23 protein-coding genes are annotated in these 25,944 nt (G+C 73.1%); 12 read left to right on the forward strand and 11 right to left on the reverse strand.

From position 1 onward, the window contains the following. Positions 1-105 precede the first annotated feature (105 nt). Positions 106-1,464, forward strand: a complete 1,359-nt coding sequence (locus tag IFT51_RS13815; RefSeq protein ID WP_192061674.1) for an MFS transporter — start codon at positions 106-108, stop codon at positions 1,462-1,464. A 77-nt stretch (positions 1,465-1,541) separates the two neighbouring features. Then, positions 1,542-2,162 (forward strand): DUF1992 domain-containing protein, encoded by a 621-nt coding sequence (locus tag IFT51_RS13820; RefSeq protein ID WP_192061675.1) that lies wholly within the window; start codon positions 1,542-1,544, stop codon positions 2,160-2,162. 209 nt (positions 2,163-2,371) lie between these two features. Here IFT51_RS13820 and IFT51_RS13825 read toward each other — a convergent pair whose 3' ends face one another. Continuing rightward, positions 2,372-3,970, reverse strand: a complete 1,599-nt coding sequence (locus IFT51_RS13825; protein WP_192061676.1) for a SulP family inorganic anion transporter — start codon at positions 3,968-3,970, stop codon at positions 2,372-2,374. Positions 3,971-4,219: 249 nt separating this feature from the next. Between IFT51_RS13825 and IFT51_RS13830 the strand changes: the two genes are divergently transcribed. Beyond that, on the forward strand, positions 4,220-4,522 hold the full coding sequence (locus IFT51_RS13830; RefSeq protein ID WP_192061677.1) for a hypothetical protein: 303 nt from the start codon (positions 4,220-4,222) through the stop codon (positions 4,520-4,522). Positions 4,523-4,536: 14 nt separating this feature from the next. Here IFT51_RS13830 and IFT51_RS13835 read toward each other — a convergent pair whose 3' ends face one another. Further along, positions 4,537-5,940 (reverse strand): nucleobase:cation symporter-2 family protein, encoded by a 1,404-nt coding sequence (locus tag IFT51_RS13835; RefSeq protein WP_192061678.1) that lies wholly within the window; start codon positions 5,938-5,940, stop codon positions 4,537-4,539. Positions 5,941-6,178: 238 nt separating this feature from the next. On the opposite strand from IFT51_RS13835, the gene IFT51_RS13840 reads away from it, so the two are divergent. Continuing rightward, the gene (locus tag IFT51_RS13840) at positions 6,179-7,474 is read left to right on the forward strand and encodes a M23 family metallopeptidase (protein WP_192061679.1); all 1,296 of its coding nucleotides are present in this window, start codon (positions 6,179-6,181) and stop codon (positions 7,472-7,474) included. Here IFT51_RS13840 and IFT51_RS13845 read toward each other — a convergent pair. Further along, a complete protein-coding gene (locus IFT51_RS13845) occupies positions 7,471-8,418 on the reverse strand; it encodes a LysR family transcriptional regulator (RefSeq protein ID WP_192061680.1) in 948 nt (315 codons plus the stop codon). The two genes, IFT51_RS13840 and IFT51_RS13845, sit on opposite strands and share 4 nt — an antisense overlap. A gap of 71 nt (positions 8,419-8,489) precedes the next feature. Here IFT51_RS13845 and IFT51_RS13850 point away from each other — a divergent pair, with 71 nt between their 5' ends. Then, the gene (locus IFT51_RS13850) at positions 8,490-9,518 is read left to right on the forward strand and encodes an EamA family transporter (RefSeq protein ID WP_197982073.1); all 1,029 of its coding nucleotides are present in this window, start codon (positions 8,490-8,492) and stop codon (positions 9,516-9,518) included. On the opposite strand, the gene IFT51_RS13855 is transcribed toward IFT51_RS13850, so the two are convergent. The 5 genes from IFT51_RS13855 to IFT51_RS13875 all read right to left on the reverse strand — a co-directional run bounded on the left by IFT51_RS13855 (position 9,515) and on the right by IFT51_RS13875 (position 14,000). Continuing rightward, on the reverse strand, positions 9,515-9,991 hold the full coding sequence (locus IFT51_RS13855) for a hypothetical protein (protein WP_192061681.1): 477 nt from the start codon (positions 9,989-9,991) through the stop codon (positions 9,515-9,517). The two genes, IFT51_RS13850 and IFT51_RS13855, sit on opposite strands and share 4 nt — an antisense overlap. A 207-nt stretch (positions 9,992-10,198) precedes the next feature. After that, entirely contained in the window at positions 10,199-11,131 is a 933-nt protein-coding gene (locus IFT51_RS13860; protein ID WP_192061682.1) for a hypothetical protein, read from the reverse strand. After that, positions 11,128-11,829 carry a response regulator transcription factor gene (locus IFT51_RS13865; RefSeq protein ID WP_192061683.1) on the reverse strand — a complete coding sequence of 234 codons (702 nt, stop codon included), beginning with the start codon at positions 11,827-11,829 and terminating at the stop codon, positions 11,128-11,130. The genes IFT51_RS13860 and IFT51_RS13865 overlap by 4 nt, the downstream gene beginning before the upstream one ends. Next, a complete protein-coding gene (locus tag IFT51_RS13870) occupies positions 11,822-13,219 on the reverse strand; it encodes a sensor histidine kinase (RefSeq protein WP_192061684.1) in 1,398 nt (465 codons plus the stop codon). The genes IFT51_RS13865 and IFT51_RS13870 overlap by 8 nt, the downstream gene beginning before the upstream one ends. 157 nt (positions 13,220-13,376) lie before the next feature. Beyond that, positions 13,377-14,000: a superoxide dismutase gene (locus IFT51_RS13875; RefSeq protein ID WP_192061685.1), complete on the reverse strand. Its 624-nt coding sequence runs from the start codon at positions 13,998-14,000 to the stop codon at positions 13,377-13,379. A 154-nt stretch (positions 14,001-14,154) separates the two neighbouring features. Here IFT51_RS13875 and IFT51_RS13880 point away from each other — a divergent pair, with 154 nt between their 5' ends. From IFT51_RS13880 to IFT51_RS15250, 3 genes are all read left to right on the forward strand, one after another. Further along, positions 14,155-14,733, forward strand: coding sequence for a molybdopterin-dependent oxidoreductase (locus IFT51_RS13880; protein ID WP_192061686.1), 579 nt, complete (start codon positions 14,155-14,157; stop codon positions 14,731-14,733). Beyond that, positions 14,730-15,722: an oxidoreductase gene (locus IFT51_RS13885; protein ID WP_371740815.1), complete on the forward strand. Its 993-nt coding sequence runs from the start codon at positions 14,730-14,732 to the stop codon at positions 15,720-15,722. The genes IFT51_RS13880 and IFT51_RS13885 overlap by 4 nt, the downstream gene beginning before the upstream one ends. 136 nt (positions 15,723-15,858) lie before the next feature. Then, positions 15,859-16,968: a hypothetical protein gene (locus IFT51_RS15250; RefSeq protein WP_244637319.1), complete on the forward strand. Its 1,110-nt coding sequence runs from the start codon at positions 15,859-15,861 to the stop codon at positions 16,966-16,968. Positions 16,969-17,209: 241 nt separating this feature from the next. On the opposite strand, the gene IFT51_RS13895 is transcribed toward IFT51_RS15250, so the two are convergent. Continuing rightward, entirely contained in the window at positions 17,210-17,875 is a 666-nt protein-coding gene (locus tag IFT51_RS13895) for an SDR family NAD(P)-dependent oxidoreductase (protein ID WP_192061687.1), read from the reverse strand. Positions 17,876-18,650: 775 nt separating this feature from the next. On the opposite strand from IFT51_RS13895, the gene IFT51_RS13900 reads away from it, so the two are divergent. The 3 genes from IFT51_RS13900 to IFT51_RS13910 all read left to right on the forward strand — a co-directional run bounded on the left by IFT51_RS13900 (position 18,651) and on the right by IFT51_RS13910 (position 22,465). Continuing rightward, complete coding sequence (locus tag IFT51_RS13900; protein WP_192061688.1) at positions 18,651-19,109, forward strand: DUF3817 domain-containing protein; 459 nt, start codon at positions 18,651-18,653, stop codon at positions 19,107-19,109. A 95-nt stretch (positions 19,110-19,204) separates the two neighbouring features. Continuing rightward, positions 19,205-21,511 (forward strand): heavy metal translocating P-type ATPase, encoded by a 2,307-nt coding sequence (locus IFT51_RS13905; protein ID WP_192061689.1) that lies wholly within the window; start codon positions 19,205-19,207, stop codon positions 21,509-21,511. A 63-nt stretch (positions 21,512-21,574) separates the two neighbouring features. Next, complete coding sequence (locus IFT51_RS13910) at positions 21,575-22,465, forward strand: TspO/MBR family protein (protein WP_192061690.1); 891 nt, start codon at positions 21,575-21,577, stop codon at positions 22,463-22,465. 144 nt (positions 22,466-22,609) lie between these two features. On the opposite strand, the gene IFT51_RS13915 is transcribed toward IFT51_RS13910, so the two are convergent. Then, complete coding sequence (locus IFT51_RS13915; protein ID WP_192061691.1) at positions 22,610-23,647, reverse strand: aldo/keto reductase; 1,038 nt, start codon at positions 23,645-23,647, stop codon at positions 22,610-22,612. A 168-nt stretch (positions 23,648-23,815) separates the two neighbouring features. Here IFT51_RS13915 and IFT51_RS13920 point away from each other — a divergent pair, with 168 nt between their 5' ends. Then, the gene (locus tag IFT51_RS13920) at positions 23,816-24,784 is read left to right on the forward strand and encodes an AraC family transcriptional regulator (protein WP_192061692.1); all 969 of its coding nucleotides are present in this window, start codon (positions 23,816-23,818) and stop codon (positions 24,782-24,784) included. A 434-nt stretch (positions 24,785-25,218) separates the two neighbouring features. Here the strand turns inward: IFT51_RS13920 and dcd are convergent, their stop codons facing one another. Next, positions 25,219-25,800, reverse strand: coding sequence for a dCTP deaminase (dcd, locus tag IFT51_RS13925; protein ID WP_192061693.1), 582 nt, complete (start codon positions 25,798-25,800; stop codon positions 25,219-25,221). Between the last annotated feature and the right edge of the window lie 144 nt (positions 25,801-25,944).

A 25,944-nucleotide genomic window follows, 5' to 3' on the forward strand; every position in this document is an offset into this window, starting at 1 on the left:
GGTTCTTCGCCGCTAATGTACGTTCGTACACAGCGCGCTACCCCGCACCCCGCACCCCGCACCCCGCACCCACCCCGCATCCCGCACCCCCACCCGGAAGCCCCCATGAGCACGACGACGTCTCGCCCCCCGGTCCCTCGCGACATCCAGCGTGCGCGCTGGGCGGTGTCGCTGCTGTTCCTGACGAACGGCGCGATCTTCGCGAACCTGCTGCCGCGGTACCCGGCGATCAAAGACGGGCTCGGGCTGTCGAACGCCGAGTTCGGGGTGGCCGTGGCGGCGTTCCCGCTCGGGGCGATCGTGGCCGGGCTGGCGGCGGGGCTGCTGATCCGCAGGTTCCGGTCGTCGCGGGTCGCCGTGGTCGGCACGATCATCACCGGCCTCGGAGTCCTCACCGCAGGTGTCGCGCCGTCGTGGGCGCTGCTCGCCGCGGGTCTCTTCCTCGCCGGAGCGATGGACGCCATCACCGACGTCGCCCAGAACTCGCACGGCCTGCGGGTGCAGCGGCGCTACGGGCGATCGATCCTCAACTCGTTCCACGCCGCGTGGAGCGTCGGAGCCGTCATCGGCGGCCTGATGGGCGGTGCGGCCGCGGGGCTCGGCATCCCCACCCCCGTGCACCTGTCGGTCTCGGCCGCGCTGTTCTGCGTCGTCGCGCTGCTCTCGTACCGCTCGATGCTCGCCGGCCCCGAGCCGACCGACGAGAGCGAGGCGGCCGACGCCGAGGCGTCCGACACGAGCGCAGCCGGCGGCCGGGCAGCCGGCACGGGCGCAGCGAACGCCGAAGCGACGAGCACCGCAGCAGCCGAGGAGGCGCGGGTCGAGTCGAACCCGTCCGTCGCGTCGGTCGCCGCGGTCGCCGGCCGCTCCGCCCTCCGCTTCGGGACGGTGGCCGTGCTGGCCGCCCTCGTGCTCGTCTCCATGGGCGCGGCCATCGTCGAGGACGCCGGCAACACCTGGGCCGCCGTCTACCTCTCGGGCTCGCTGGGGGCGAGCATCACGATCGCGTCGCTCGGATTCGTGTCGCTCGCGGGCATGCAGCTGATCGGCCGGCTGGTCGGCGACGTCATGGTCGATCGGCTGGGGCAGCGCACCGTCGCCCGGATCGGCGGCGTGCTCGTCGCGGTCGGCACGGGGCTCGCATTGGCGTTCCCGTCGATCCCCGGCACGATCATCGGCTTCGGTGCGGCCGGTTTCGGCGTGGCGACGCTGATCCCCGGAGCGATGCACGCGGCCGACCAGCTGCCCGGCTTCCGTCGCGGCACCGGTCTGACGCTGCTGAGCTGGCTGATGCGTCTCGGGTTCCTGTTCTCGCCGCCGCTGGTGGGGCTGATCGCCGATGCGACCTCGCTGCGCTGGGGTCTGCTCGTGATGCCGGCCGCCGGAGTGATCGTGCTGCTCCTCGCCGGAGTGCTCGCGCGGCGGGTGCCCCATGGGGCCGCCGTCCACGACCCGCGGGCCTGACCCGCGCCTCCTCGGTGTCCCCCGACCCGCGCCTCCTCGGCGTCCCGGTTCAGGAGGCGCGGCGTACTCTCGCGCGCATGGAACGGCGAACCGAACCCGGCGATGCAGGAGGTGCGGGTCGGGCCGGAGGCGCGGCGAACGACCCCCGCGTGGCCGCGGCCCGCTACCGCACCGACGGTGCGGCTCCCGCCGCCGACGCTCCGACCGACAACCGCACCGCGGCCGAGATGCGCGCCTGGGCCCGCACGGCCATCGACCAGGCGATCGCGCGCGGCGACTTCGACGACCTGCCGCTGGCCGGCAAGCCGCTGCCCGGTCTGGCCGGTGACACGGTCGACCCCGACTGGTGGATCCGGGGCCTGATCGAGAGGGAGGGGCTGACCGGGCTCGCGCCTCCTGCGCTGTCGTTGCGGACGGAGCACGCGTCGTTCGAGCAGACCCTCGACGGGCTGTTCGCCGAGGCCGCGGTGCGCGCGCACGTCGACGACTACAACGCGCGGATCGTCGAGGCGCGGCGGCAGCTGCGCGGCGGACCGCCCGTGGTGACGCCGACGCGCGACGTCGACGCCGAGGTGCTGGCCTGGCACCGGCGGCGCGCCGAGCGTCGTGCGCGCGAGGCCGCGGAGGTGCCGCCGCCCCCGCCGTCGTGGCGCGAGCGCCGGGCCCTCCGCCGAGAGCTGCGCCGCCGCCGCGCGTAGCCCCGCTGCGCGCCAGCGCCGCTCCGCGCCCGCCCCGCGCTCTGCGCCCGCCCCGCTCTCCGGCAGCCCCGCGCTCCGCACCTCCCAAGGGGTTCGGCGGGTTCCCGTCATCCTCGGCGGGTCAGCGCTGACCCGCCCCCGATGACACGAACCCGCCGAACCTCGCTCGCAGCCCGCCGCAGCCCCTCGAGCCCGCGCGCAGCCCCGGCTCAGCTGCCGAGCCGGCCCGTCAGCCGCCCGTGGAACTCGCTGCTGCGGTCGTCGAGCCCGACGAACTCGACCTCCACCCCGTGCGCGGCGTACTTCGTGCCGACGGCGTCGAGTGCGGCGACGCTCGAGGCGTCCCAGACGGAGGCGCGGGTCAGGTCGATCGTCACCCGTGCCGGATCGTCGGCGTACGAGAAGTGCTCGACGAGGTCGTTGCTGCTGCCGAAGAACAGCGGTCCGATCACGTCGTAACGGACCGAGGCCCCGCTCCCGGGCCCCGCGCTGCCGGGCCCCGCGCTGCCGGGCCCTGCGTTGCCGGGCCCTGCACTGCTGAGCCCGATGCCGTCGGCGCTCGCCGCGCCTCCTTCGACCGTCCGCTCGACCCGGATCACGTGCGCGATCCGCCGCGCGAACAGCACCATGGCGAGCAGCACGCCGACCGCGACGCCGAGCGCCAGGTTGTCGGTCGCGACGACGACCGCGACGGTGACGACCATGACGAGCGTCTCGGGGATCGGCATGCGCCGCAGCGTCGACGGCCGGACGCTGTGCCAGTCGACCGTCGAGATCGCGACGATCATCATCACGGCGGCCAGCGCGACCATCGGGATGCGCGCCATCACCTCGCTCAGGGCGGTGACAAGCAGCAGCAGGAACAGCCCCGCGACGACCGTCGACACCCGGGTGCGGGCCCGGCCGATCTTGACGTTGACGACGGTCTGGCCGATCATCGCGCAGCCGGCGATGCCGCCGTAGGCGCCCGCGGCGATGTTCGCGACGCCGAGCGCCCACGACTCCTTGCCCTTGCGCGACGGCGTCTCGGTGATGTCGTCGACGAGCTTCGCGGTCAGCAGGGTCTCCATCAGGCCGACGAACGCGACGCTGAGCGCGGTCGGCAGGATGATGCCGAGCGTCTCGAGCGAGAACGGCACGAGCCAGGGGGTGAGCCCGGGCAGCCCGCCGCCCATCTCGCCCTCGTCGCCGACGGTGGTCACGTCGAGCCCGGCCGCGACGACGATCACGGTCACGACGACGATGGCGACGAGCGGCGCCGGCACGGCCTTCGTCATGCGCGGCAGCAGCACGACGATGACGATGGTCAGCACGAAGAGGGGGTAGACGATCCACGGCACGTCGATCAGGTGCGGCACCTGGGCCATGAAGATGAGGATGCCGAGGGCGTTGACGAAGCCGATCATCACCGACCGCGGGATGAACCGCATCAGCCGGGCGAGCCCCGCCGTGCCGAACGCGATCTGGATGACGCCGGCGAGCAGCACGGCCGGCAGCACGTACTCGACGCCGTGCGCACGGACGAGCGGGGCGATGACGAGCGCGACCGAGCCCGCGGCGGCGGTGACCATGGCGGGGCGGCCGCCGAGCAGCGACATGACGAGGGCGAGCACGATCGAGGCGACCAGGCTGACCATCGGGTCGACGCCGGCGATCACCGAGAACGAGATGACCTCGGGCACGAGGGCGAGCGTCGTGACGATGCCGGCCAGCGCCTCCCGGGTCAGGAGGCGCGGTGACCGCAGGACGCCGAGCACCGTGTCGTCGCGGTGCGGGCGCACGACGGGCGCGGGGGAGGGAGCGGTCACGAGGACTCCTGGGGAGAAGAAGGGGGAGGGGTGCCGCGATGCGGCGCGTTCGACTTTAGGCGACGGTCGCGTGCCGTCCGCGCGTCCGTTCGCCCGTGCGCGTTCGCGGGGCTGCCGGGGNGCAGGAGGCGCGGTTCGGCACTGCAGGAGGCGCGGTTCGCGACACGCACGCGAGGCACGACCCGCGAACGATCCCGGGTCCGCCCTGAGGCCGATGACAGCACAGGGGCCGAGCGCGAGACTCGAGTCATGAGCTCAGTGGACGACGGCCGGATCGTGCGGCGCATCTTCGCCGGCCTGCTGGTCGTCGTGACCCTGCTCGGTCTGGCGATCTTCTCGCTGGGGCGCGCCTCCTTCGCGGTGCTCGACGCGGAGGGGCAGGAGGCGCCCCCGTTCACGGTCTGCTCGGTCGACTACCCGACGTGCACCGATCCACAGCCCGTGCTCGTGATCTTCGGAGCGGCGATGATGATCGCCGCCCTCGTTGCGCTGATCAGCATGATCGCCTCGCGGCGTCGCCGGCACCGCCCGGTGCGCCGCGCTCGCCGCTGACCGCCAGCCGCTGCTCAGGCGTCGCGGTCGGCCGCCGCCGGTGCGGACGGGCCGCGGACGGCGTCGTGCGCCGACACGTCGCGGTCGACGCCGCCGTGGCGCCGCTGCTGCGACTCCGAGTTGAGCAGCAGGTTGAGCAGCACCGCGACGAGGGCCCCGGCGCTGATGCCCGAGTCGAACACGATCGTGAACCAGGTCGGGAACTGCGCGTAGATGTCGGGGCTGACGGTCGGCAGCAGGCTGACACCCAGCGCCACCGCGACGATCAGGATGTTCGAGTTGTTGAACTTCACCTTCGACAGCGTGCGGATGCCGCTCGCGGCGACCATGCCGAACAGTGCCACGCCCGCGCCGCCGAGCACCGCCAGCGGCACCCCCTCGACGACGGCGCCCAGGGCGGGCACGAGCCCCAGCACGACGAGGATCACCCCGGCGAACGTCGCCACGTAGCGCGACCGCACGCCGGTGATGCTGACCAGGCCGACGTTCTGCGCGAACGCCGTGTAGGGGAACGTGTTGAAGACGCCGCCGATCACGGTCGAGAGGCCGTCGGCGCGCAGGCCGTCGGCGAGGCGGCGCGGGGTGACGGGCTCGTCGACGATCTCGCCGACCGCGATGATGTCGCCGGTCGTCTCGGTCATGATGACGAGGCCGACGATGCACATCGACACGATGGCGCTGATCGGGAACGTGGGCAGCCCGAAGTGGAAGGGCAGTGCGAGGCCGAACCAGGCGCTCTCGCCGACGCCGCTCCAGTCGGTGAGGCCGAACGGCCACGCGACGAGTGTGCCGATCACGAGCCCCAGCAGGATGGACACCCGCTGGATCGCAGGAGGCGCGAACCGCTCGATCAGGATGATCAGCAGCAGGGTCCCCGCCGCGAACCCGATGTCGAGCGGGTCGCCGAAGTCCTCCGAGCCGGTGCCGCCGCCGACCCAGCCGGCCGCGACGTCCATCAGCGAGACGCCGATGATGAGGATGACGGTGCCGGTGACGATCGGCGGGAAGAACCGGACGAGTCGGGAGAAGAACGGTGCGAGCAGCATCATGAACAGGCCGCTCGCGATGACGGAGCCGTAGATCGCGGTGATGCCGTACTCGCCGCCGATCACGATCATCGGGCCGACGGCGGCGAAGGTGCAGCCCTGCATCAGCGGCAGCCGCACCCCGAAGCGCCAGAATCCGACCGACTGGATGATGGTCGCGATGCCGGCGACGAGCAGGTCGGCGCTGATCAGGTACGCGATGTCGCCCGGCTCGAGCTCGCCCATGCCGACGAGCGCACCACCGACGATCAGCGGAACCGCGACGGCGCCCGCGTACATCGCGAGCACGTGCTGCAGCCCGAGAGGGAACAGCCGTCGCAGCGGCGGGATCCGGTCGACGGGTCGCTTCTCGGCCTGCGCGCTCGCGGTCATGGGGCCTCCTGATCAGGGTGAGTCGGTCATGACGACGCTAGGGCACGCGCGTTGCCCGGATGATGCCGTCATGTGTCGCCTGTGTGAAGGCGGCCGCGTCCGCGACCTGTGGAGAAGCCTGATTCTCATCCCCAGATCGGGGCAGGTCCGCCTCGCGGCATGAGCATGACGATAGTGTTGGGACTCCGCCGACAGTCGTCGAGCGATGTCCCAGCCGTTCTGACCGAGACTGAGAAGCATGCACCGCCTCACCACGCGCCCCGACCTCTCCGGGTCGACCCGCGCCTCCCGGGGACGACGTGCCGTCACGACCGCGATCGCCGTCGTCGGGCTCAGCGTCGCCTCGCTCCTCGCCGTCCCCGCTCAGGCCCAGGCCGCCGCCCCCACCTGGGCTCAGATCGAAGAGGCCCGCAGCTCCGAGACGGCCAAGAAAGACGCCATCGCCGACGTCGAGGCCGCACTCGAGGCGGCCACGAACCGTGCCGCCGACGCCCAGAAGGCCGCCGACGCCGCCGGTGAGGTGCTCGTCGACGCGCAGGCCGCGGCCGACGAGGCCAACGCGACCTACGCCGCCATCCAGAAGAAGGCCGACGAGGCCCGCGAGCAGTCCGCCTCGTCCGAGATCGTCGTCGGTCAGGCCGCCGCGATGCTCGCCCGCCCGACCAGCACCGGCACCCTCAGCGACCTGCTGTCGTCCGGCGCCGGCGCCGAAGACACCCTCCGTGGCCTCAGCATGTCGAGCAAGGTCGGCGAGAATCTCGACGCGCTGCGCGATCGCGCCATCGCCGCCGACAACCTCGCGACCTCGCTCGCCGACCAGGCCAAGGTCGCCCTCGACGAGCGCGACCGCCTGACCGACGAGGCCGACGCCGCCCTCGACGAGGCCGTCACCGCCAACGAGGCCGCCAAGGCCGACGCGTCGAAGATCGACACCGAGAAGGCCACGCTGGCCGCCCAGCTCGTCGTGCTGCAAGACGACCGCATCTCGATGGAGCAGGCCTTCGCCCAGGCGCAGGCCGCCGAGGCGGCGGCCGCCCAGGCGAAGCTCCAGGCCGGCGCCGCGGGCACCGGCCCGATCAGCGTCGGTGCGGGCTCCGGCCCCGGCACCACGCAGCCCGACCCCGGCACCGGCTGGGTCGCCGCGATCCGCTCGTTCGGCTCGTACCAGGCGTACGGCTACCGCGTGCACCCGATCACGGGCGAGTACAAGCTGCACGCCGGTGCCGACTTCGGCGCCTCGTGCGGCACGCCGATCTACTCGATCGCCGCCGGCACCGTCTCGTACGCGGGCCCCGCCGGCGGGTACGGCAACCTCGTGATCATCGACCACGGCAACGGCATCAGCAGCGCTTACGGGCACATGGAGTCGTCGGGCATCTTCGTGTCGCAGGGTCAGACCGTGACCCCCGGTCAGAACATCGCGGGCGTCGGCACGGCCGGCGGCTCGACGGGCTGCCACCTGCACCTCGAGGTCCGTCAGAACGGGCTCGCCACCGACCCCGTCGCCTACCTCGCCACGCAGGGCGTCCGCTAGGCGGAAGCGCTCTCGGGTCTGATGCGCGCCTCCTCGGAGGCCGCCTCCGTCACCCGGGCCTCCGCCAGCAGCTCGTCGACCACGACGCGCACCGCCGGCCGCACGGCCCGATCCGGCCGCATCAGCGCCTCGATGTGCCGCCCGGCGCGCACCTCCTCGAGCGTCGCCAGATGGAACCGCCCCCGCGCGCGCCCCGCCGACGTGTGCCGCGGCACGAGTGCGATCCCGTGCCCCGCGGCCACCATGTTCTCGAGCAGCGGCAGGTGCAGGCTGCGGTGCACCACATCCGGAGTCACGCCCGCCCGCAATGCCATCGCCGTCAGCACGCGGTCGATCGGGAACCCGACCGGGACGCCGATCCACGGTTCGCCGATCACGTCGCCGAGCGTCACGCGCTCACGCCCCGCCAGCGGGTGATCGAGCGGCATCGCCACCTCGAGCGGTTCGCGCAGCAGCGCCACGATCGCCAGCCGCGACCGATCAGGAGGCGCGACCCCGTCCGACCGGTGCCCCACCACCACATCGAAGTCCGCGGTCAGCCGGGCGAACTCGTCTTCGCTCACGTCGCGGTCGTCGATCTCGACCTCGATGCCGGCGTGGGCCCGCATCCGCGTCACGAACCCGGGCAGCAGCAGCTCGGCCGCCGACGGGAACACCGCGAGCCGCACGACGCCCGTCGCGCCGGTCCGCACCGCCTCGAGCGTCGCCTCCGCCTCGGCCACCGCCGTCGACACCGCCAAGGAGGCGCGCGCGAGCGCCTGCCCCGCCTCCGTCAGTCGCACCCCGCGTCCGACCCTCTGCACCAGCTCGACGCCGAGCTGGCGCTGCAGGGTCTTGAGCTGCTGCGACACGGCACTCGGCGAGCGGTGGGTCGCCGCCGCGACGGCCGTGACGCTGCCGCGTTCGTCGAGTTCGCGGAGGAGTTCGAGATGCTGCACGTCCATGAAGGGAGGCTACAAGGTCACCGCGGAGATGCGCGCTGGTCCTGCAACGAGGCATCCGCCAGCATGGAGCCATGAGCCCCCGCGACCGCCTCCTCGCCCTCGTCGTCGCGGTCTGCTGGGGTGTGAACTTCCCGATGACGGCGCTGGCGCTCGAGCACTTCCCGCCGTTCCTCCTCGTCGCGGTGCGCTTCGCTCTGCTGGCGGTGCCGACCCTGCTGCTGGTGCCGCGTCCGGCGATCCCGTGGCCGCGCCTCCTGATGGTCGGGTTCGCCCTCGGCATCTTGCAGTTCGGGTTCCTGTACCTCGGGATGGAGGCCGGCATGCCGTCGGGCCTCGCGTCGCTCGTGCTGCAGGCGTCCGCGCCGTTCACCGTGGTGATCGCGGGCATCTGGCTGCGCGAGCGCATCACGCGACGGCAGGCGATCGGTATCGGCGTGGCGGTGCTGGCGCTGGCCGTGATCGCGGTGCACAGGTCTCAGGTCGCGGCGCTGCTGCCCGTCGTGCTGTGTCTCTGCGCGGCGCTCGGCTGGGCGCTCGGCAACGTGGCGGTGCGGCGGGCCGCCGCTCCGAACCCGCTGCATCTGACGCTGTGGATGTCGGTCGTGCCGCCGATCCCGATGCTGGCGCTGTCGTTCGTCGTCGAGGGCCCGGAACGGATCGGCCAGACGTTCGCGACGCTGTTCACCCTCGACGCGCTGCCGTCGATCGTGGGGCTGCTCTACGTGGTGCTCGTCGCGACGGTGCTCGGTTACGGGCTGTGGACGCGCCTCCTCGCCACGTATCCGTCGAGCACAGTCGCGCCGTTCTCGATGCTCGTCCCGGTGATCGGCGTGCTGGCGTCATGGCTCGCCTTCGACGAGGTGCCCGACGTGGTCGAGCTCGTGGCGGGCGTGGTCGTGGTCGGCGGGGTGCTCTACGCGAGCCGCGTGGTGCGAGCCGTGCCGGAGCGGGGCGCCCGGTCTGCGGCGGAGTCGGAGCCCCCTGCCGGAGGTGCGGCGGAGGTCGGCACCGCGGGTGTCGTCCCGCAGGGCGGTGCCGGCACCGGTGCCGCCACCGGTGCTGCGGCCGGGGCGGCGCCCGAGGCCGGGGTGCGCCGCTAGCCCTCGCCGGAGGGGCGCGGTGCGTCGGGTGCGCGTCGCAGCCGCTCGTAGCGCACGAGGCTGCGGACGGCGAACGCGCCGGTGGCGACGGCTCCGACGGCGGCCGCCCAGGGTGGGACGGTGAAGCCGGGGGAGTCGGCGGCCAGGGCGGCGGCACCGACGGCGAGCCCGGCGGTGATCGCTCCGAGTGCGATGCGGCGGCGGGGGTGTCGGCGGTGCGGGTCGACCAGGCGGACCGTGATGAGGGCGACGGTGACGGCGAGGAGGGCGACGAGCGCGCCGACGAAGCCTGCCACGGGTGCGGCGAACAGGTACGACGACGTCGACACCCCGGCGGGTGCCCCGATCGACGACACGATCGCGATGATGACGACGACGGCGATGCCGAGCAGCGTGCCGCTCGCCATGGCCCGGACGACGAGGCCGAACACGAGACCCGCGTCGGGGCCCGTCGTGCCGGAGGAGTCGCTCACCCGGACAGGCTAGCCCTGCCCCGCGTGACCGGTGTGACCTGCCGGCCTGAACGGCTCCGGGCGCAGAGTCGATCAGGCCGACAGGTCGCCCCCGCTCCCCTGCTGTTCCTCTGGTCGCAGTTTAGAGACCAGCCGCACGAATGTGCAGCCCCCGCAAAGGGGGATGACCTCGCCCCGCCCCCGCACCGCCGCACAGCCGCGCCCCCGTCACCGCCGTGCGGGCGTGCGCGTCTCGAGCACCCGCTCGACGGTCCGCGTCGCGGCCGCGATGCCCTCGACGTCGACCTGGGCCAGCACCTCGCCGTAGTCGTGCGGCACCGTCAGCTGCCGCTGCCACTCGGCCTGGTACAGCGCCTCCAGGTACCCCGACGACTCCCGGCAGGCCGCGTCGGCCGTCGCCAGGCGGATCTCGTCGCTGCTGATCGGCGACGACGGATCGTCCGACCCGAACTCGGCCGCCATGTCGATCGTCGGCATCCCCGCGGGCGAGCGCGGCAGGGTCTCGGCCAGCGCCTCCGTCGCGAACGGCCCCGTGTCGAAGACGTCGGCGTCGATCAGGCAGCTCCGCCACTCGTCGGCGGTGTCGAGCACGCGGTCGTCGCGCCGCGCCTCCGAGAACGCGGCGTCGCCGAGCCGGATCGCGATCGACGACGTCAGGTCGTCCTGTGCCAGCTCGGGGTGCTCCGTCAGCACCTGGTCGCCGCACCTCATCCGGGCGTCGAACACGGGATCGGCGAACACCGTCGTCGAGTAGGTGCGCCAGGCCGTCGCCCCCGGGTCGTCGGTCGGCGCCACGTGGTAGCCGCGCGCCCGGGCGTCGGTCAGATCGAACGCCCGCACCGGCTGCGACTCGAGGGCGTTCGTCGCGGCGTCGACGTCCCGCCACGGGACCTCGACCCCCTCGAATCCCGCCGCCTGCAGGCACGGCTCGATCAGCAGCTCCTCGGCGTAGGTCAGCCTCGTCGTGCTCGGGCCGATGTAGGCGTCGAGCGGCATCAGCCACTCCGTGCGGTCCTGCTCGGGCGGGCTCGGCAGCGTGTAGGCCGCATTGGCGGGGATGCCGACCGCGATCACCCCGGCGACGACGACCCCGACGGCGACCGCGGTGATCCGCTTGGCGAGCTGCTCTCGGCTGCTCACCCGCGCCTCCGGTCGGGCCCGGACACCACGCCGTTCTCGTATGCGAAGACGACGATCTGCACCCGGTTGCGCATCCCCAGCTTCTGCAGCACCGAGCGCACGTGGCTCTTAACCGTCGCCTCGCTGAGGTACGCCTCGGTCGCGATCTCGGTGTTGCTCAGGCCCTTCGCGACGAGCGTGAACATCTCGCGCTCGCGGGGCGACAGGGGCGCGAGCGGGTCGACCCGGGGCGGCGCGGTCGGCGGCACGGCGAACTCGTGCACGACGTCGAGTGCGGCCCCCGCGGTCGGCACCGGGTCGCCCGCGAACGCCGCGCGGATCGTCGTGATGACGTCGTCGGGCGTCGCGTCCTTCGTGAGGAACGCGTACGCCCCGGCCTTCAGCGCACCGAACACCGCTTCGTCCCGCTGGATCGTCGTCAGCGCCACGACCCGCGGCAGATCGTCGGGCGACACCCCCTCGAGGATGCGCGCCGTCGCCTCGAGCCCGTTCATCACCGGCATGCGGAGATCCATCAGCACGACGTCGGGCGACTCACGGGCGACGAGCTCGAGCGCCTCGCGCCCGTCGACGGCCGTGCCGACGCAAGCGAGGTCGGGCTGCGCCTCGATCAGCATCCGCAGACCCGAGGCGAAGAGCGGCTGGTCGTCGACGACGGCGACGCGGATGGCGCGGGTCGGCTCGGTGAGGTCAGGCATGAGGGTCTCTCTCGTGAGGAGCAGGCGGGGCAGTGGAGGGCGTGGGCGCAGCCGCAGGCGCGTGCCCAGCAGGAGAAGGGGCGGGGTCCGACGAACCCGCACCCGTCCCGTCGAGCAGCGTGCGCGGGTAGTTGCCCGTCGAGGCGCCGGAGGTGCGGGCCGAGTCGGGTCGACGTCTGGTCGGCACGAAGACGGTCACCTCGAACCCGGTGCCGTCGCTCGACGGCTGCGCGGTCAGCCACCCGCCGGCCAGGCGCGCCCGCTCGACCATGCCGCGCACCCCGGCGCCGCGGTCGACCCCGGTGCGTGCGGCCACGAGCGGGGCGCCGCGACCCCGCGAGGTCACCAGCAGCGACAGGCCGGGCCCCCGCCAGTCCATGGCGATCACGACCTTGCTCGTCGTGCCGGCGTGCTTGAGGGCGTTCGTCAGGCTCTCCTGCACGATGCGGTAGACGGCGAGCTGCTGCGACGGCGCCAGCTCGCCGGGCTCGCCCTCCTCGGTGACGCCGATGTCCATGCCGACCTCGCGCATCGCCGAGACGAGCCCCTCGATGTCGGCGAGGGTCTCGCGGGGCGCCGTGACGTCGTCGTCCTGCGTGATCCGCTCGACGAGGCGCCGCACGTCGAGCAGGGCCGTGCGACCCACCTCGGCGATGTTCTGCAGCGACTCGGCCGTCACCTCGGGTCGGGTGTGCTGCAACGCGATCGCCCCCTGCGCCTGCGAGACGACGACCGCCAGCGAGTGCGCCAGCGCGTCGTGCACGTCGCGCGAGATGCGGGCGCGCTCCTGAGCGATGCGGAGCTCGAAGTCGGTCGCCTCGAACCGGGTCTCGGTGGCCTCGAGCGCCTGCCGGATGACCAGCACGCGCCGGATGCTCGCGAACGCCACGCCGATCGCCCACGCCCCGGCGAAGACGCCGAAGAGCGCCGCCGTCAGCAGCGAGAACTCGAGACGGAGCCCGCCGGCGGCGCCCGTGCCGACCCAGCTGCTCCAGACGTAGGGGCGCGTGATGGTCGGCACGGCGAGCAGCCAGGCGCCGAGCGCGGCGACGCCGGCCGCGATCAGCAGGGCCGCGAGGCGCAGCCACGGTGAGGGGCGCACGGCGACGAAGAACATCACCAGGGCGATGGCCACGTAGGCGCCCCAGGTGTCCTCTCGCGGGGCCTCGACGACGCCGAACAGCTGCAGCACGGGCACGACGACGACCAGCACGAGGGCCGTGACGGGCATCCAGTAGGCCAGCCCGATCGCCATCGCGAACAGACCGAAGACGACCGCATTGTCGGCGACGCCGCCGTTGCCCCAGGTGCTCGCCACCCAGAACGCGAAGTAGACGACCGCGGCGACCGGCGCGGCGACGTGCCGCTGCCACCGCCGTACGTTCGTCATGCCGTCACGTTAGGGGAGGGTCGGGGTGCACCGCGCCTCCTCGGGGCCGTTTTCAACCCGGGGGCGCACGACGGGGGTCTGTGGAGGAGACGACGAGGGCGCACCCGCCGAAGCGGATGCGCCCTCGAGAGCAGCGATGCGGCTGCGGGGGACCGGATCAGAAGCCGGTCAGCAGGCCCTGCGTCTTGGTGGTCGCGGCGGCGTAGCGGGCGGCGACGTTGTCCCAGTTGACGATGTTCCAGAAGGCCTTGACGTAGTCGGCGCGGACGTTCTGGTAGTCGAGGTAGTAGGCGTGCTCCCACACGTCGAGCATCAGCAGCGGCACGAGGCCGAACGGCACGTTGCCCTGCTGGTCGAAGAGCTGGAAGACGCTGAGCTTCTCGCCGAGCACGTCGTACGCGAGCACCGACCAGCCGGAGCCCTGCACGCCGAGAGCGGTCGCGGTGAAGTGCGCCTTGAACTTCTCGAGGTCGCCGAACTCGGAGCCGATGGCCTCGAGCAGGTCGCCGGTGGGCTCGCCGGTCTCGGGGGTCAGGTTCGTCCAGAAGATCGAGTGGTTGACGTGGCCGCCGAGGTTGAAGGCCAGGTCCTTCTCGAGCTTGTTGACGTTGGCGAGGTCGCCGGTCTCACGGGCCTCGGCGAGGGCGGCGTTGGCCGTGTTCGCGCCGGTCACGTACGTGTTGTGGTGCTTGGAGTGGTGCAGCTCCATGATCTTCGCGCTGATGTGCGGCGCGAGCGCTGCATAGTCGTAAGGGAGATCGGGAAGGGTGTACTCAGCCATGTGGGGTCCTTTCGAGTTGACCTCCGTCCACCGTACGACCTCCACCCATGTCGGGGTCAACGTTCTCCCAGCGTGATCGCAGATACGGCGACGCCGTGGTGGTGCGAAGCTGGGGGCGACGAGAGACCGAACAGCAGCACCCAGGAGGCGCACCATGGCCGGATTCACCGGGCTCGGCAGGCGGCGCGCAGCCGACCCGCGCCTCCCACCGGGGCAGTACCTCGAGAACGGGTTCCCCGTGCTGTCGGCCGGGCCGACGCCGAACATCAAGCGGTGGGAGCTCCAGATCGCGACGGAGACGGCGCAGCGCTCGCTCAGCTGGGCCGACTTCCAGGCGCTGCCGCACGAGGACATCGAGACCGACATCCACTGCGTCACGAGCTGGAGCAAGCTCGGCACCCACTGGCGCGGCGTCTCGATCGACACCCTCTTCGACGGGCTCGACACGCAGCACGAGTTCGCGATGGCCACCAGTCACGGCGGCTACACGACCAACCTGCCGCTCACCGAGCTGCTGGGCGGCAAGGCGTGGGTGGTCGACACCTACGAGGGGCAGCCGCTGCACGCCGAGCACGGCGGGCCCGCGCGCCTCTTCGTGCCCGGGCTGTACTTCTGGAAGAGCGCGAAGTGGCTGCAGGGCCTGCAGACCATGGCCACCGACCGTCGCGGCTTCTGGGAGAGCATGGGCTACCACCCCCACGGCGACCCCTGGAAGGAGGAGCGCTACGCGTGAGCCCCGTCGGTGACTCGTTCGACTGGCTGCCCGGCACGATCGTCGCAGCGTCCCCGCAGACCGGGCGGGCGCGGTCGCTGACGATCGCGGTGCCGGGTCTGCGGCCGGCTCGAGCCGGGCAGCACGTGGATCTGCGGCTCACCGCCGACGACGGGTACACGGCGGTGCGCTCGTACTCGCTGTCGGATGTGCGCGGCTCCCGACGGCCCGGAGGAGGCGCGGGTCGCGTCGCCGAGACGGGTGCGGATCCCGCGAGCCCAGGAGGCGCGGGTCGCGTCGTCGATGCGAGCCCGGTTCCCGCCGGCCCGGGAGGCGCGGGTCGTGCCCCGCAGATCGAGGTGACGGTCGAGCGGATGGACGACGGCGAGGTGTCGCCCTACCTCGTCGACGCCGCCGAGCCCGGCGACCCGATCGAGGTCCGTGGCCCGATCGGCGGCTGGTTCGTCTGGCCGCCGACCGAGTTCGAGCCCGGCTCCGCCGTGCACGCCGTGCTGCCCGAGCCGGAGGGGGCCACGCCGGTGCGCGAGGCGCCCGTGCAGCTGATCGGCGGCGGGTCGGGCCTCGCTCCGCTCATGGCGATGGTGCGGGCGCGGAGCCTCGAGGCGCCTCCGTTCCGTCTGCTCGCGTCGGTGCGCGGCCCGCGGTCGCGCTGGTTCGCGGGGGAGCTCGACGAGGCCGTGCGCGCCTCCTCGGGGGCTGGTGGTGCTGCTGGTGCTGGTGCTGAGGCGGGTGCGGGTGCCGGCGCTCGTGCCGGCGGGGCGGGGTTGCGGGTCGACTGGGTCTACACGCGCGAGGTGCCGGAGGGGGAGGCGCGGCCGGCGAGGCGCCTGACCCGCGACGAGCTCGAGTCGCTCGTGCTGCCCGCCGTCGAGCACCCGCTCGTCTACGTCTGCGGGGCGAACTCGTTCGTCGAGGCCGTGGCGGGGTGGCTGGTCGAGCTCGGTCACGCGCCGACCCGCGTGCGCACGGAGCGCTTCGGCGGCGTGTGACGGGGCGGGCGGCGGCGCGCTGTGCCGGCCGCGTCGGCTGTCCACAGGTCCGCACCCGCCGTCCATAACGCCCAGTATGTCGCGTGTAGCATGCCGGTCAGCGCGTCCGTCGGATGCGCCTGACACAAGGAGCACCATGTCCACTGCCAGAACCTGCCTCGCGACGATCGGCACCGCCGGCGTCGTCCTCGCCTCCCTCGTCGCCGGGCCCGCGTTCGCCGCGAGCCCCAACGCCTCGGCTTCCTCGACCGCGTCGGCGACGATCGCCTCGACCATCGGCGACGGCACGGCCGAGCGGCCCGCCATCACCCTCCTCGGCGTCAGCGACGGCGCCGTCGAGGTCTCCGTGCAGGGCGCGCCCCACGCTCTGGTCGTCTTCACGGACGAGCGCGGCGTCGAGACCCGCACCCTGCTCGACGGCTCGGGCCGCAACACGGTCTCGATCCGCGTGGCGAACGACCGCGAGAACGTGTTCACCGTCCGCTCCGTCGTCGACGGCGTCCCCTACCTCTCCGAGTGGCGCGTCGACCCGCGCCAGGGTGTCGACCCCGGCACGCCGGTCGACCCCGAGGTGCCGGTCGACCCTGAGGTGCCGGTCGACCCTGAGACGCCCGTCGACCCGGAGACGCCGGAGGAGCCCGGCGTCCCCGGTGACTTCCGCGTCTCCTACAGCGTCGGCGCCGTGATCGAGGGCTACGCCACGGTCACCCTCGCCGGCCCCGCGGGCCAGATCTGGAGCGTCGTCGACGCCTCCGGCGACTCGTACGGCCTCGACGCCTTCGGCACCGACGGCGTCGGCCGTGTGTCGCTCCCGGCCCCGGCCGGAGAGAAGACTGCGTTCACCCTCGAGCTGCGTGAGGGCTACAGCACGGTCGTCGAGAGCCAGCCCCTCGTCATCGACCGCACCGAGGAGGGCGAGACCCCCGGCGAGCCCGGTGACCCCGGTGAGCCCGGCGACCCGGGTGAGCCCGGTGAGCCCGGCGACCCCGGTGAGCCCGGCACGCCGGCTCCGGGCACGGTCGTCGTCGGCGACATCGCGGACGGCCGCGCCGCGGTGACCATCCACGGTTCGCTCTTCGCGAGCTTCATGATCACGGATGCGCAGGGTCGGTTCGTCACCGGCAGCTGGCTGAACGGCGAGTCGGTCACTCTCGACCTCGCGGCACCCGCCGGTGCGGTGACGACGTACACGCTGCACATCGCCGATCTGCCCGCGCCGGTGCAGTTCTCGATCGACGCCCGCTAGTCGATCCCGCTGCACCCTCTGTTCGGCGAGAACACGGAGGCCCTCGTGCGTGCACGAGGGCCTCTGCTCGTCTCTCCGCCCTCGAGAGTCGCGCCACACCCCGAATATCGCGCCACACCCCGATCTCTCAGGGTGTGGCGCGGCTTCCGGGGTGTGACGCGGCGCCGTCAGCGCCGGTAGCGCCGGGCGGCGGGTGGCGGGTGGCGGGTGGCGGGCGGCGGCGCACGCAGCGCCGGGCGGACTAGGCCTCGGGGGCGGTGGTGCGGAACGTGCTCCGCGAGACGTGCTGCTGCCAGAGCAGCTCGGCCAGGGCGTCGGGGTTCTTGCCCTCGCTCTGCGGGTCGATGCCGCCGGGGATGATCAGCTGCGCGACGTGGATCCCCTCGTCGGCCAGCACCTCGTGCAGCAGCTGCGCGTAAGCGGTCTCGCCGGCGAACGCGATCGACGTGCCGGTGAGGTTCTTGCCGGGGGTGACGGCCGAGCCGCCGTTGACGAAGAGGATCGTGCCGCCGCCTCCGGGCAGGAACCGCATGCCCGGCAGCACCTGGTGCACGGCCGCGACGGGTCCGTAGACGGAGAACTCGATCGGCCCGACGAGGTCCGCCGGCGTCGTCTCGAGCACGGGGCGCATGAAGTCCTTCTGCGGCAGGGGGCTGTACTGCAGCACCTGGATCGGCCCGAGCTGTTCGGTCGCCTGCTCGAGCGCGGCCGCGAGGCTCGCGGGGTCGCGCACGTCGGCGGTGAAGCCCTGAGCCGTGATGCCGTCGGCGCCGAGCTCGGCGGCCAGCGCGTCGAGCCGCCCCTGGTGCCGTGAGATCAGCGCGACGCTGAAGCCCTCCCGGCCGAATCGTCGGGCGACGGCAGCGCCGAGCCCCTTGCCTGCTCCGATGATCGCGAGTGTCGTCATGCCCCCACTCAACCAAGGAGGCGCGGGTCGGCACCCAGGCAGCGCCCCGCCCCCTGCGCCCCCGCCCCCCGCCCCCCGCCCCGCCCCCTGCGCCCCCCGCCCTGCCCCATCGAGGTGACGCAACGCGTGGCCTCCTGGCGCCTCGGGTCCCGTTTCGAGTCACTTCCTTCGGCGCCGGCGGCGCCCGCCTGCGCGCCGCCTCATCGAGGTGACGCAACGGGGGGCTTCCAAGCGGGTGAGGGCCCGTTTCGAGTCACTTCGTTCGGGCTTGACGCGCGGGAGGTGCGGGAGGCGCGGGTCGACCCCCAGGGAGCCCGCCGCCCCCTGCACCCCGCCTCGCACCCCGTTCCACCCCATCGAGGTGACGCAAAGCGCGGCCTCCCGGTGCCCCAGCGCCCGTTCCGCGTCACATCGTTCGGCGTCGGCGGCGCCCGTCCGCGCGCCGCCCCATCGAGGTGACGCAAAGCGCGGCCTCCTGGCACCCCAGGCCCCGTTTCGAGTCACTTCGTTCGGGTGCGACGCGCGGGTCGGCGCCCAGGGAGCTCGCCGCCCCCTGCGCCCCGCCTCGCACCCCGTACCGCGTCATCGAGGTGACGCAAAGCGTGGCCTCCTGGCGCCTCAGGGCTCGTTTCGGGTCGCTTCGTTCGAGGAGGGGGCGCGCGCGGCGCCGCAGCGCAGCGCGCTGCGCCGCAGCGCGCAGCGCGCGGGCGCACGCCCAGGCGGGGGCTGCGAGCATGGACGCAGTACCCCGTCGGCCCCTGACCAGGAGCAACTCGTGTCGCCTCGCACCCTCTTCCGCTCGTTCGCCGTCGCCGAGGTGGTGACCTGGTCGCTGCTGATCGGCGGCATGCTGCTGAAGTACGTCGCCCGCGTCGGCGACTGGCCGGTCAGCGTCGCCGGGCCGATCCACGGCTTCGTGTTCCTGGCGTATCTCGTCGCCGGGGTCGTCGTCGCGGTCAACCAGCGCTGGTCGCTCGGTGTCACGCTGGCCGCGCTGGCGAGCGCCGTCGTGCCGTACGCCTCGGTCCCGGTCGAGCGCTGGATCGACCGCAGCGGGCGACTCCGCGGCGACTGGCGACGCACCGCCACCGACGACCCGCGCGATCGCCGCCCGCTCGACCGCTTGCTGCGCTGGATGCTCACGCACCTCGGGCTCGCCCTGGGGCTGCTCGTCGCCGGTGTCGTGGTCGTGTTCGTCGTGCTGCTCGTGGTCGGGCCTCCGGTCGGGGGCTGACCGGCGCGACGGGCAGGGGTTGCCACGCCGCGCCTCCTCGACTCGGGATCGACCGGATGCTGGCGGTCTGACGTATACCCCCCTAGGGTATGTGTATGAGCACCGGGCACCCTGACAGCACCCCGCACGCCGACCACGCAGGAGGTGCGGGTCACGACGACCACGCCGGTCACGACGCGCACGCCGGTCACGACGCGCACGCCGGTCACGACGCGCACGCTGGGCACGGCGGACACGGGCACGGCGGACACGGGCACGGCGGACACGGCGGGCACGGCGATCACGCGGCGCAGTTCCGCGACAAGTTCTGGGTGAGTCTGGTCGTGGCGATCCCGGTGATCGTCTTCAGCTCGATGTTCGCGGGGCTGCTCGGCTACGACGTGCCCGAGTTCCCCGGCTCGACGTGGATCTCGCCGGTGCTCGGCACGTTCCTGTTCTTCTGGGGCGGCTGGCCGTTCCTCAGCGGAGGGGTCGCCGAGGCCCGCGCCAAGCAGCCCGGCATGATGCTGCTCATCGCGATGGCGATCACCGTCGCCTTCGCCGCGAGCTGGGCGACCCAGCTCGGCATCGGCGGGCTCGACCTCGACTTCTGGTGGGAGCTCGCCCTCCTCGTCGTCATCATGCTGCTCGGCCACTGGACCGAGATGCGGGCGCTCGGCGCCGCCTCCGGAGCCCTCGACGCCCTCGCGGCGCTGCTGCCCGACACCGCCGACCGCGTCGTCTCGCCCGCCGCCACCCACGCCGCCGCGACCGCCCCCGCCGCGACCGCCCCCGCCACCGGCGACACCGCCCACGCCGCCCCCGCCACCGGCGACACCGCCAACGCCAACGCCACCCCCGCCGCAGGCGGCACCGAGCCCGTCGCGATCGCCGATCTGGTGGTCGGCGACATCGTGCTCGTCCGCTCGGGCGGGAGGGTCCCCGCCGACGGCAGCATCGTCGACGGCGAGGCCGCGATGGACGAGTCGATGATCACGGGCGAGTCCCGCACGGTCTCCCGCGCTGTCGGCGACCGCGTCGTCGCCGGAACGGTCGCCACCGACGGCACCCTGCGCGTGCGGGTCGAGGCGGTCGGCGAGGCCACGGCGCTCGCCGGGATCCGCCGTCTCGTGGCCGAGGCGCAGGCGTCGTCGTCGCGGGCTCAGGCGCTCGCCGACCGGGCCGCCGCCCTGCTGTTCTGGTTCGCCGCGGGCGCGGGCGTCATCACCTTCGTCGTCTGGCTGCTGATCGGCGACGTCGACCAGGCCATCACGCGCACGGTCACCGTGCTCGTCATCGCCTGCCCGCACGCCCTCGGCCTCGCGATCCCGCTCGTGATCGCCATCTCGACGGAACGCGCCGCGCGCGCCGGAGTCCTCGTCAAAGACCGCCTCGCCCTCGAGCGCATGCGTCTGGTCGACACCGTCCTGTTCGACAAGACGGGCACCCTCACGCGGGGCGAGCCGGTCGTGACGGACGTGACGACCGCCTCCTCGGCCTCCGGCACCGCCACCGCCTCCTCCGACCACCGCCGGCACGCCGCGCTCCGCCTCGCGGCCGCCGTCGAGCGCGACAGCGAGCACCCGCTGGCCCGGGCGATCGTCCGCGCCGAGGCCGAGTCGCCTCAGGCCCGACCCGAGGAGGCGCGGGTCGACGTCACCGACTTCCGCACCGTCACGGGACGCGGCGTCGAGGGCACGATCGACGGCGTGCGGGTCGCGGTCGGCGGCCCGGGTCTGCTGCGCGACGGCGACCACGAGGTGCCCGACGAGATCGCCTCCGCGACCGCATCATGGTCGGACGAGGGCGCGACCGTGCTCTACCTCCTGCGCGACGGCGCGGTCGAGGCGGCCTTCGCCCTGCGCGACGAGGTGCGCCCCGAGTCGGCCGAGGCGGTGCGACGTCTGCACGAGGCGGGCGTGCGCGTCGCCATGATCACCGGCGACGCCCGGCCGGTCGCCGAGGCCGTCGGGCGCGAGCTCGGCATCGACGAGGTGTTCGCCGAGGTGCGCCCCGACGAGAAGGACGCCCGCGTGGCCGAGCTCCAGCAGCGCGGCCAGAGGGTCGCCATGGTGGGCGACGGCGTGAACGACGCTCCGGCGCTCGCCCGCGCCGACGTCGGCATCGCGATCGGCGCCGGGACGGACGTCGCCGTCGAGTCGGCCGGCGTCGTGCTCGCCTCGAACGACCCGCGGGCCGTGCTGTCGGTCATCTCGCTGTCGCGGGTCGGCTACCGCAAGATGATCCAGAACCTCGTCTGGGGCGCCGGCTACAACGTGCTGTCGGTGCCGCTCGCCGCCGGAGTCCTGGCAGGGGTCGGCTTCGTCCTCTCGCCCGCGGCCGGCGCGGTGCTGATGAGCCTGTCGACCGTGATCGTCGCGCTGAACGCGCAGCTGCTGCGTCGCTGGAAGCCCGCCGCCTGACAGGTCGCTGATTGTTTTAGTTGCTAAGAGAAATCTGCAGGAGGCGCGACTAGCGTCGTCCGCATGAGTTCCGACCCGCAGACCAGCAGCCACGCCCGTACCCCGTCGCCCGCGGCGGGCGACTCGCGCGCCACCGGCGCCTCGCCCGCCACAGGCGCCGACGTCGTCCGCCAGATCGTCGTGCTGGTCAGCGCGGTCGTCGCGATCGTGCTCGCGGCCGTCGGGTCGGGCGCCTTCGGCGGCACCGCGGTCGCCGACGCCGCCGGGGGAGCCCTCAGCGCCACGGCCACGACCGTCGCCCCCGCGACCATCGCGTTCAGCATCTGGAGCGTCATCTACCTCGGCCTCGTCGCCTACGCCGTCTACCAGGCCCTGCCGCGTCAGCGGGCCGTCACGCGGCACCGCCGCCTCGGCTACTGGGTCGCCGCCTCGATGCTGCTGAACGCGGGCTGGCTCTTCGCGGCCGTGCAGCTCGGCAGCGTCTGGCTGGGCGCGGCCGTGATCGTCGCGCTGCTGCTCGTGCTGGCGCGCATCTTCGTCATCTGCTTCCACACCGCCTCGAGCGGCTGGGTCGACGCCGTCGTGACCGACGGCACCTTCGGCCTTTACCTCGGCTGGGTCAGCGTGGCGACGGTCGCGAACGTGGCCGCCGGGTTCGTCGACGCCGGCTTCGACGGCTTCGGTCTGCCGGCCGGCTTCTGGTCGGCCGTGGTGCTCGGGGTCGCGGCCCTGGTCGGCGTCGCGATCGCCTTCGCCGGGCGCGGGCGCATCGCCCCCGCCCTGTCGCTGAGCTGGGGCCTGTCGTGGATCGCCGTGGGCCGTCTGCTCGGCGAACCCGAGAACACGGTGGCCGGCGTCGCGGCGATCATCGCGGCGGTCGTCGTGCTCGGCGTGACGGTGGCCGTGCGGGTGGCGCGCGGTCGTGTCGGCGCCACCCGCTCGCTGCACCGCTGAGCGCCGCCGCCGGCGCCGCCGCCGCTCAGCGCGACACCCCGTTCTCGGCGCAGCACCCCGGAAGATCCGGGTGTAGCGCCGAAAACGGGGTGTATCGCGCCGGCGCCGGGCGCTGCGCGGCGGCGCGAGGGGCCGCGCGAGCGGCTAGCGGCCGCCGGCGAGCTTGCGGTCGCGCTGCGCGACGCCGGCGGTGCCGTACGGGTAGTCGTCGATCCGCGGTGCGCTGGCGGCCGACAGTCGGGCCACCTCGTCGTCGGTCAGCGCGACCGCGACGTCCGACGCCCCGAGGTTGTCGGAGAGCTGCTCGACCGACCGCGCGCCCAGGATGACCGACGTCACCGCGGGCTGACGCAGCAGCCACGCGAGCGAGACCTGCGACGCCGACGCGTCGTGGGCGGCGGCGATCGAGGTGACCTCGTCGAGGACGGCCCAGGTGCGCTCGTCCGCGTTCCGCGCCTCCCAGGCCTCCATTCCGCGCTTCGGGTCCTCGCCGAGGCGGGTGGCGCCGGTCGGGGCCTGGTCGCGGGTGTACTTGCCGCTCAGCCAGCCGCCCGCCAGGGGCGACCACGGCAGCAGGCCGATGCCGGCGTCGAGCGAGGCCGGCACGATCTCGTGCTCGATGTCGCGCACGAGCAGGTTGTACTGCGGCTGCAGGGTCACGGGCGGCGTGAAGCCGAGGGCCGCGGCGCGACCGACGGCCTTGCTCACCTGCCAGCCGAGGTAGTTCGAGAAGCCGTAGTAGCCGATCTTGCCCGCGCTGACGGCGTCGTCCAGGAACCGCAGGGTCTCGTCGATCGGCGTCAGGTGGTCCCACGCGTGCATTTGATAGAGGTCGACGTGCTCGACGCCGAGTCGGGTGAGGGAGGCGTCGAGGGCGGTCGCGAGGTGACGGCGCGACAGCCCGACGTCGTTCGGGCCGGCCCCCATCGGGAACCGCCCCTTCGTCGCGAGCACGACCTGCGCCTCCTCGGTCGGGTGCTTCGCGAGCCAGCGCCCGATGATCTCCTCCGACACGCCCGCGCTGTACACGTCGGCGGTGTCGACCAGGGTGCCGCCCGCCGCGACGAAGGCGTCGAGCAGGGCGAAGGAGGTGGTCTCGTCGGCTTCGGCGCCGAAGGTCATGGTGCCGAGTGTCAGCTCCGACACGGAGGCGCCGCTGTTTCCCAGAGTTCTGTAGTCCATGTCGGCGACGCTACGCCCCGTCCCGCGGCTCGGGATCCCACCCGTGCGGAGCCTGCTGTCGCGCGGGTTTCCGCGGTAGCCTTCGCCCAGTCGACGGATCAGGTCGACGAGCTCACGCGAACCCGGACCCCGTTCGCCGCGGCCACCACCCGACCCGGGCCGACACCGATGTCACCGAATCCCTTCGCGGACCCGCGCGTCCGCAGCATCGAGACGACCGACCGCGCCGTCGCGCACGAGATCCTGCACCGCGTCTACCGTCTGCAGTCGCTCGACGCCGCCGTCTCCGACGACTTCCGGTTCCGCCGATCGGTCACCGGCGAATCCCGCTTCGCCGTCGGTCACCTCGAGTACGGCGGAGTCGTGCGGACCCTCAGCGACCCCCTCCCGTACTTCAGCATCGCGACCGTCGTCGCGGGTCGGGTGACCGTCTCGGACGGAGTCGAGGAGGTGCGGGGCACGACGGGCCAGACCGTCGCCTTCTCGAGCAGTCGCGTCAAGGACACCCGGTCGGAGCACCTCGAGCTGTCGCAGATCATGCTCGATCGCGAGGCGGTCGAGAAGGAGCTCGCCGTGCTCGGTCTCACCGCCCCGCGCGGACTGCACCTCACCTCGATGAACCCCGTCTCGCCCGCGCACCAGAAGCACTGGCGGTCGGTGTCGGGGCATCTGCGGCAGCTGGTCGGCAACGACGCGGCGATGGAGAGTCAGCTCGTGCGGTCGGCCGCGTTCCGCACCGTGGTCGCGGCGTTCGTCGAGGGGTTCTCGACCACCGCCGTCGGGCTCGACGAGCGGAGCGAAGGGCCCCTGCTGCCCTCGACCGTGCGCCGCGCGATGACGTTCATGGCCGAGCACGCGCACGACGACATCGGCGTCGCCGAGATCGCCGAGGCCGCCCGGCTGACCCCGCGCGGGCTGCAGCTCGCGTTCCGCAAGCACCTCGACTCGACCCCCATGGCCGAGCTGCGGAAGGCTCGGCTGCGCGGCGCCCACGACGAGCTGCTGGCGAGCGACCCCACCCTGGGGCACACCGTCGCGGGCATCGCGGCGAACTGGGGTTTCGCCCACGCGGGCCGCTTCTCGGCGCTCCACCTCGAGGCGTACGGCCGCTCGCCGCGCGAGACCCTCGAGTCCTGACGCACGACGAGTCGCCGCCACGGCTGCCACGGCGGCCACGGCTGCTCCCGCCGCCACGGCTGCCACGGCTGCCGCCGCCGCAGGGCTCAGGAGGCGCGGGTCGACAGGGGTGCGAGGTGCGAGCGTGCAAGGGATTGACCTTCGCGCGGCGTCCTGATACTTCGTTCTTCGTCCAGGACGCTCACAAAAGTGAGTATTCGTTACAAGATGTTGATGCCTCGCGATGACCGGTTCAGGATCGCGAGTCACGGGGTGCGGGTTGAGATGTCGGGTTTCTCCCCGCACCCCCTTCTCATGCCCTGTGCCGGGCCCGGGGGTCTCGCTACCGAAGTCGATCAGTCACGACGCGCCGCGCCTCCTCGGGGTGCCGCGGCGTGTCGTGACTCATCGACCGAACTGGCGCGGCCGTGGCGACGCGACGCGGCGCCGCGGGGCTAGCGGCTGACGTCGGTGTGCACGAACGACTGCGCCGACCGGCTCGCCGTCGGCCCGCGCTGACCCTGGTACCGCGAGCCGTACTCGCTCGAGCCGTAGGGGTGGTCGGCCGGAGAGCTGAGCCGGAAGAAGCACAGCTGCCCGATCTTCATGCCGGGCCAGAGCTTGATCGGCAGCGTCGCGACGTTCGACAGCTCGAGGGTCACGTGACCGCTGAACCCGGGGTCGATGAACCCGGCCGTCGAGTGCGTCAGCAGCCCGAGACGCCCCAGCGAGCTCTTGCCCTCGAGTCTGGCGGCGACGTCGTCGGGCAGGCTGACCAGCTCGTAGGTGCTGCCGAGCACGAACTCGCCCGGGTGCAGGATGAACGGCTCGTCGGCCTTCGTCTCGACCAGCCGGGTCAGCTCGGGCTGCTCGACGGCGGGGTCGATGAACGGGTACTTGTGGTTGTCGAACAGGCGGAACAGCCGGTCGAGCCGCACGTCGATGCTCGACGGCTGGATCAGCGCCGGGTCGTAGGGGTCGAGGCCGATGCGGCCCGCGTCGAGTTCGAGCTTGATGTCGTGGTCGGAGAGCAGCACGCGGCCAGCCTAGTCAGGACCGCGGGGAGGCCCGGTCAGCCCGGCAGGAGGCGCGCTCGGCACCGCGGGGAGGCCCGGTCAGCCCGGCAGGAGGCGCGCTCGGCACCGCGGGGAGGCCCGGTCAGCCCGGTTGGGGGAGGATGG

This window comes from Frigoribacterium sp. CFBP 13712 (genome assembly GCF_014842255.1).
Taxonomy (GTDB): domain Bacteria; phylum Actinomycetota; class Actinomycetes; order Actinomycetales; family Microbacteriaceae; genus Frigoribacterium.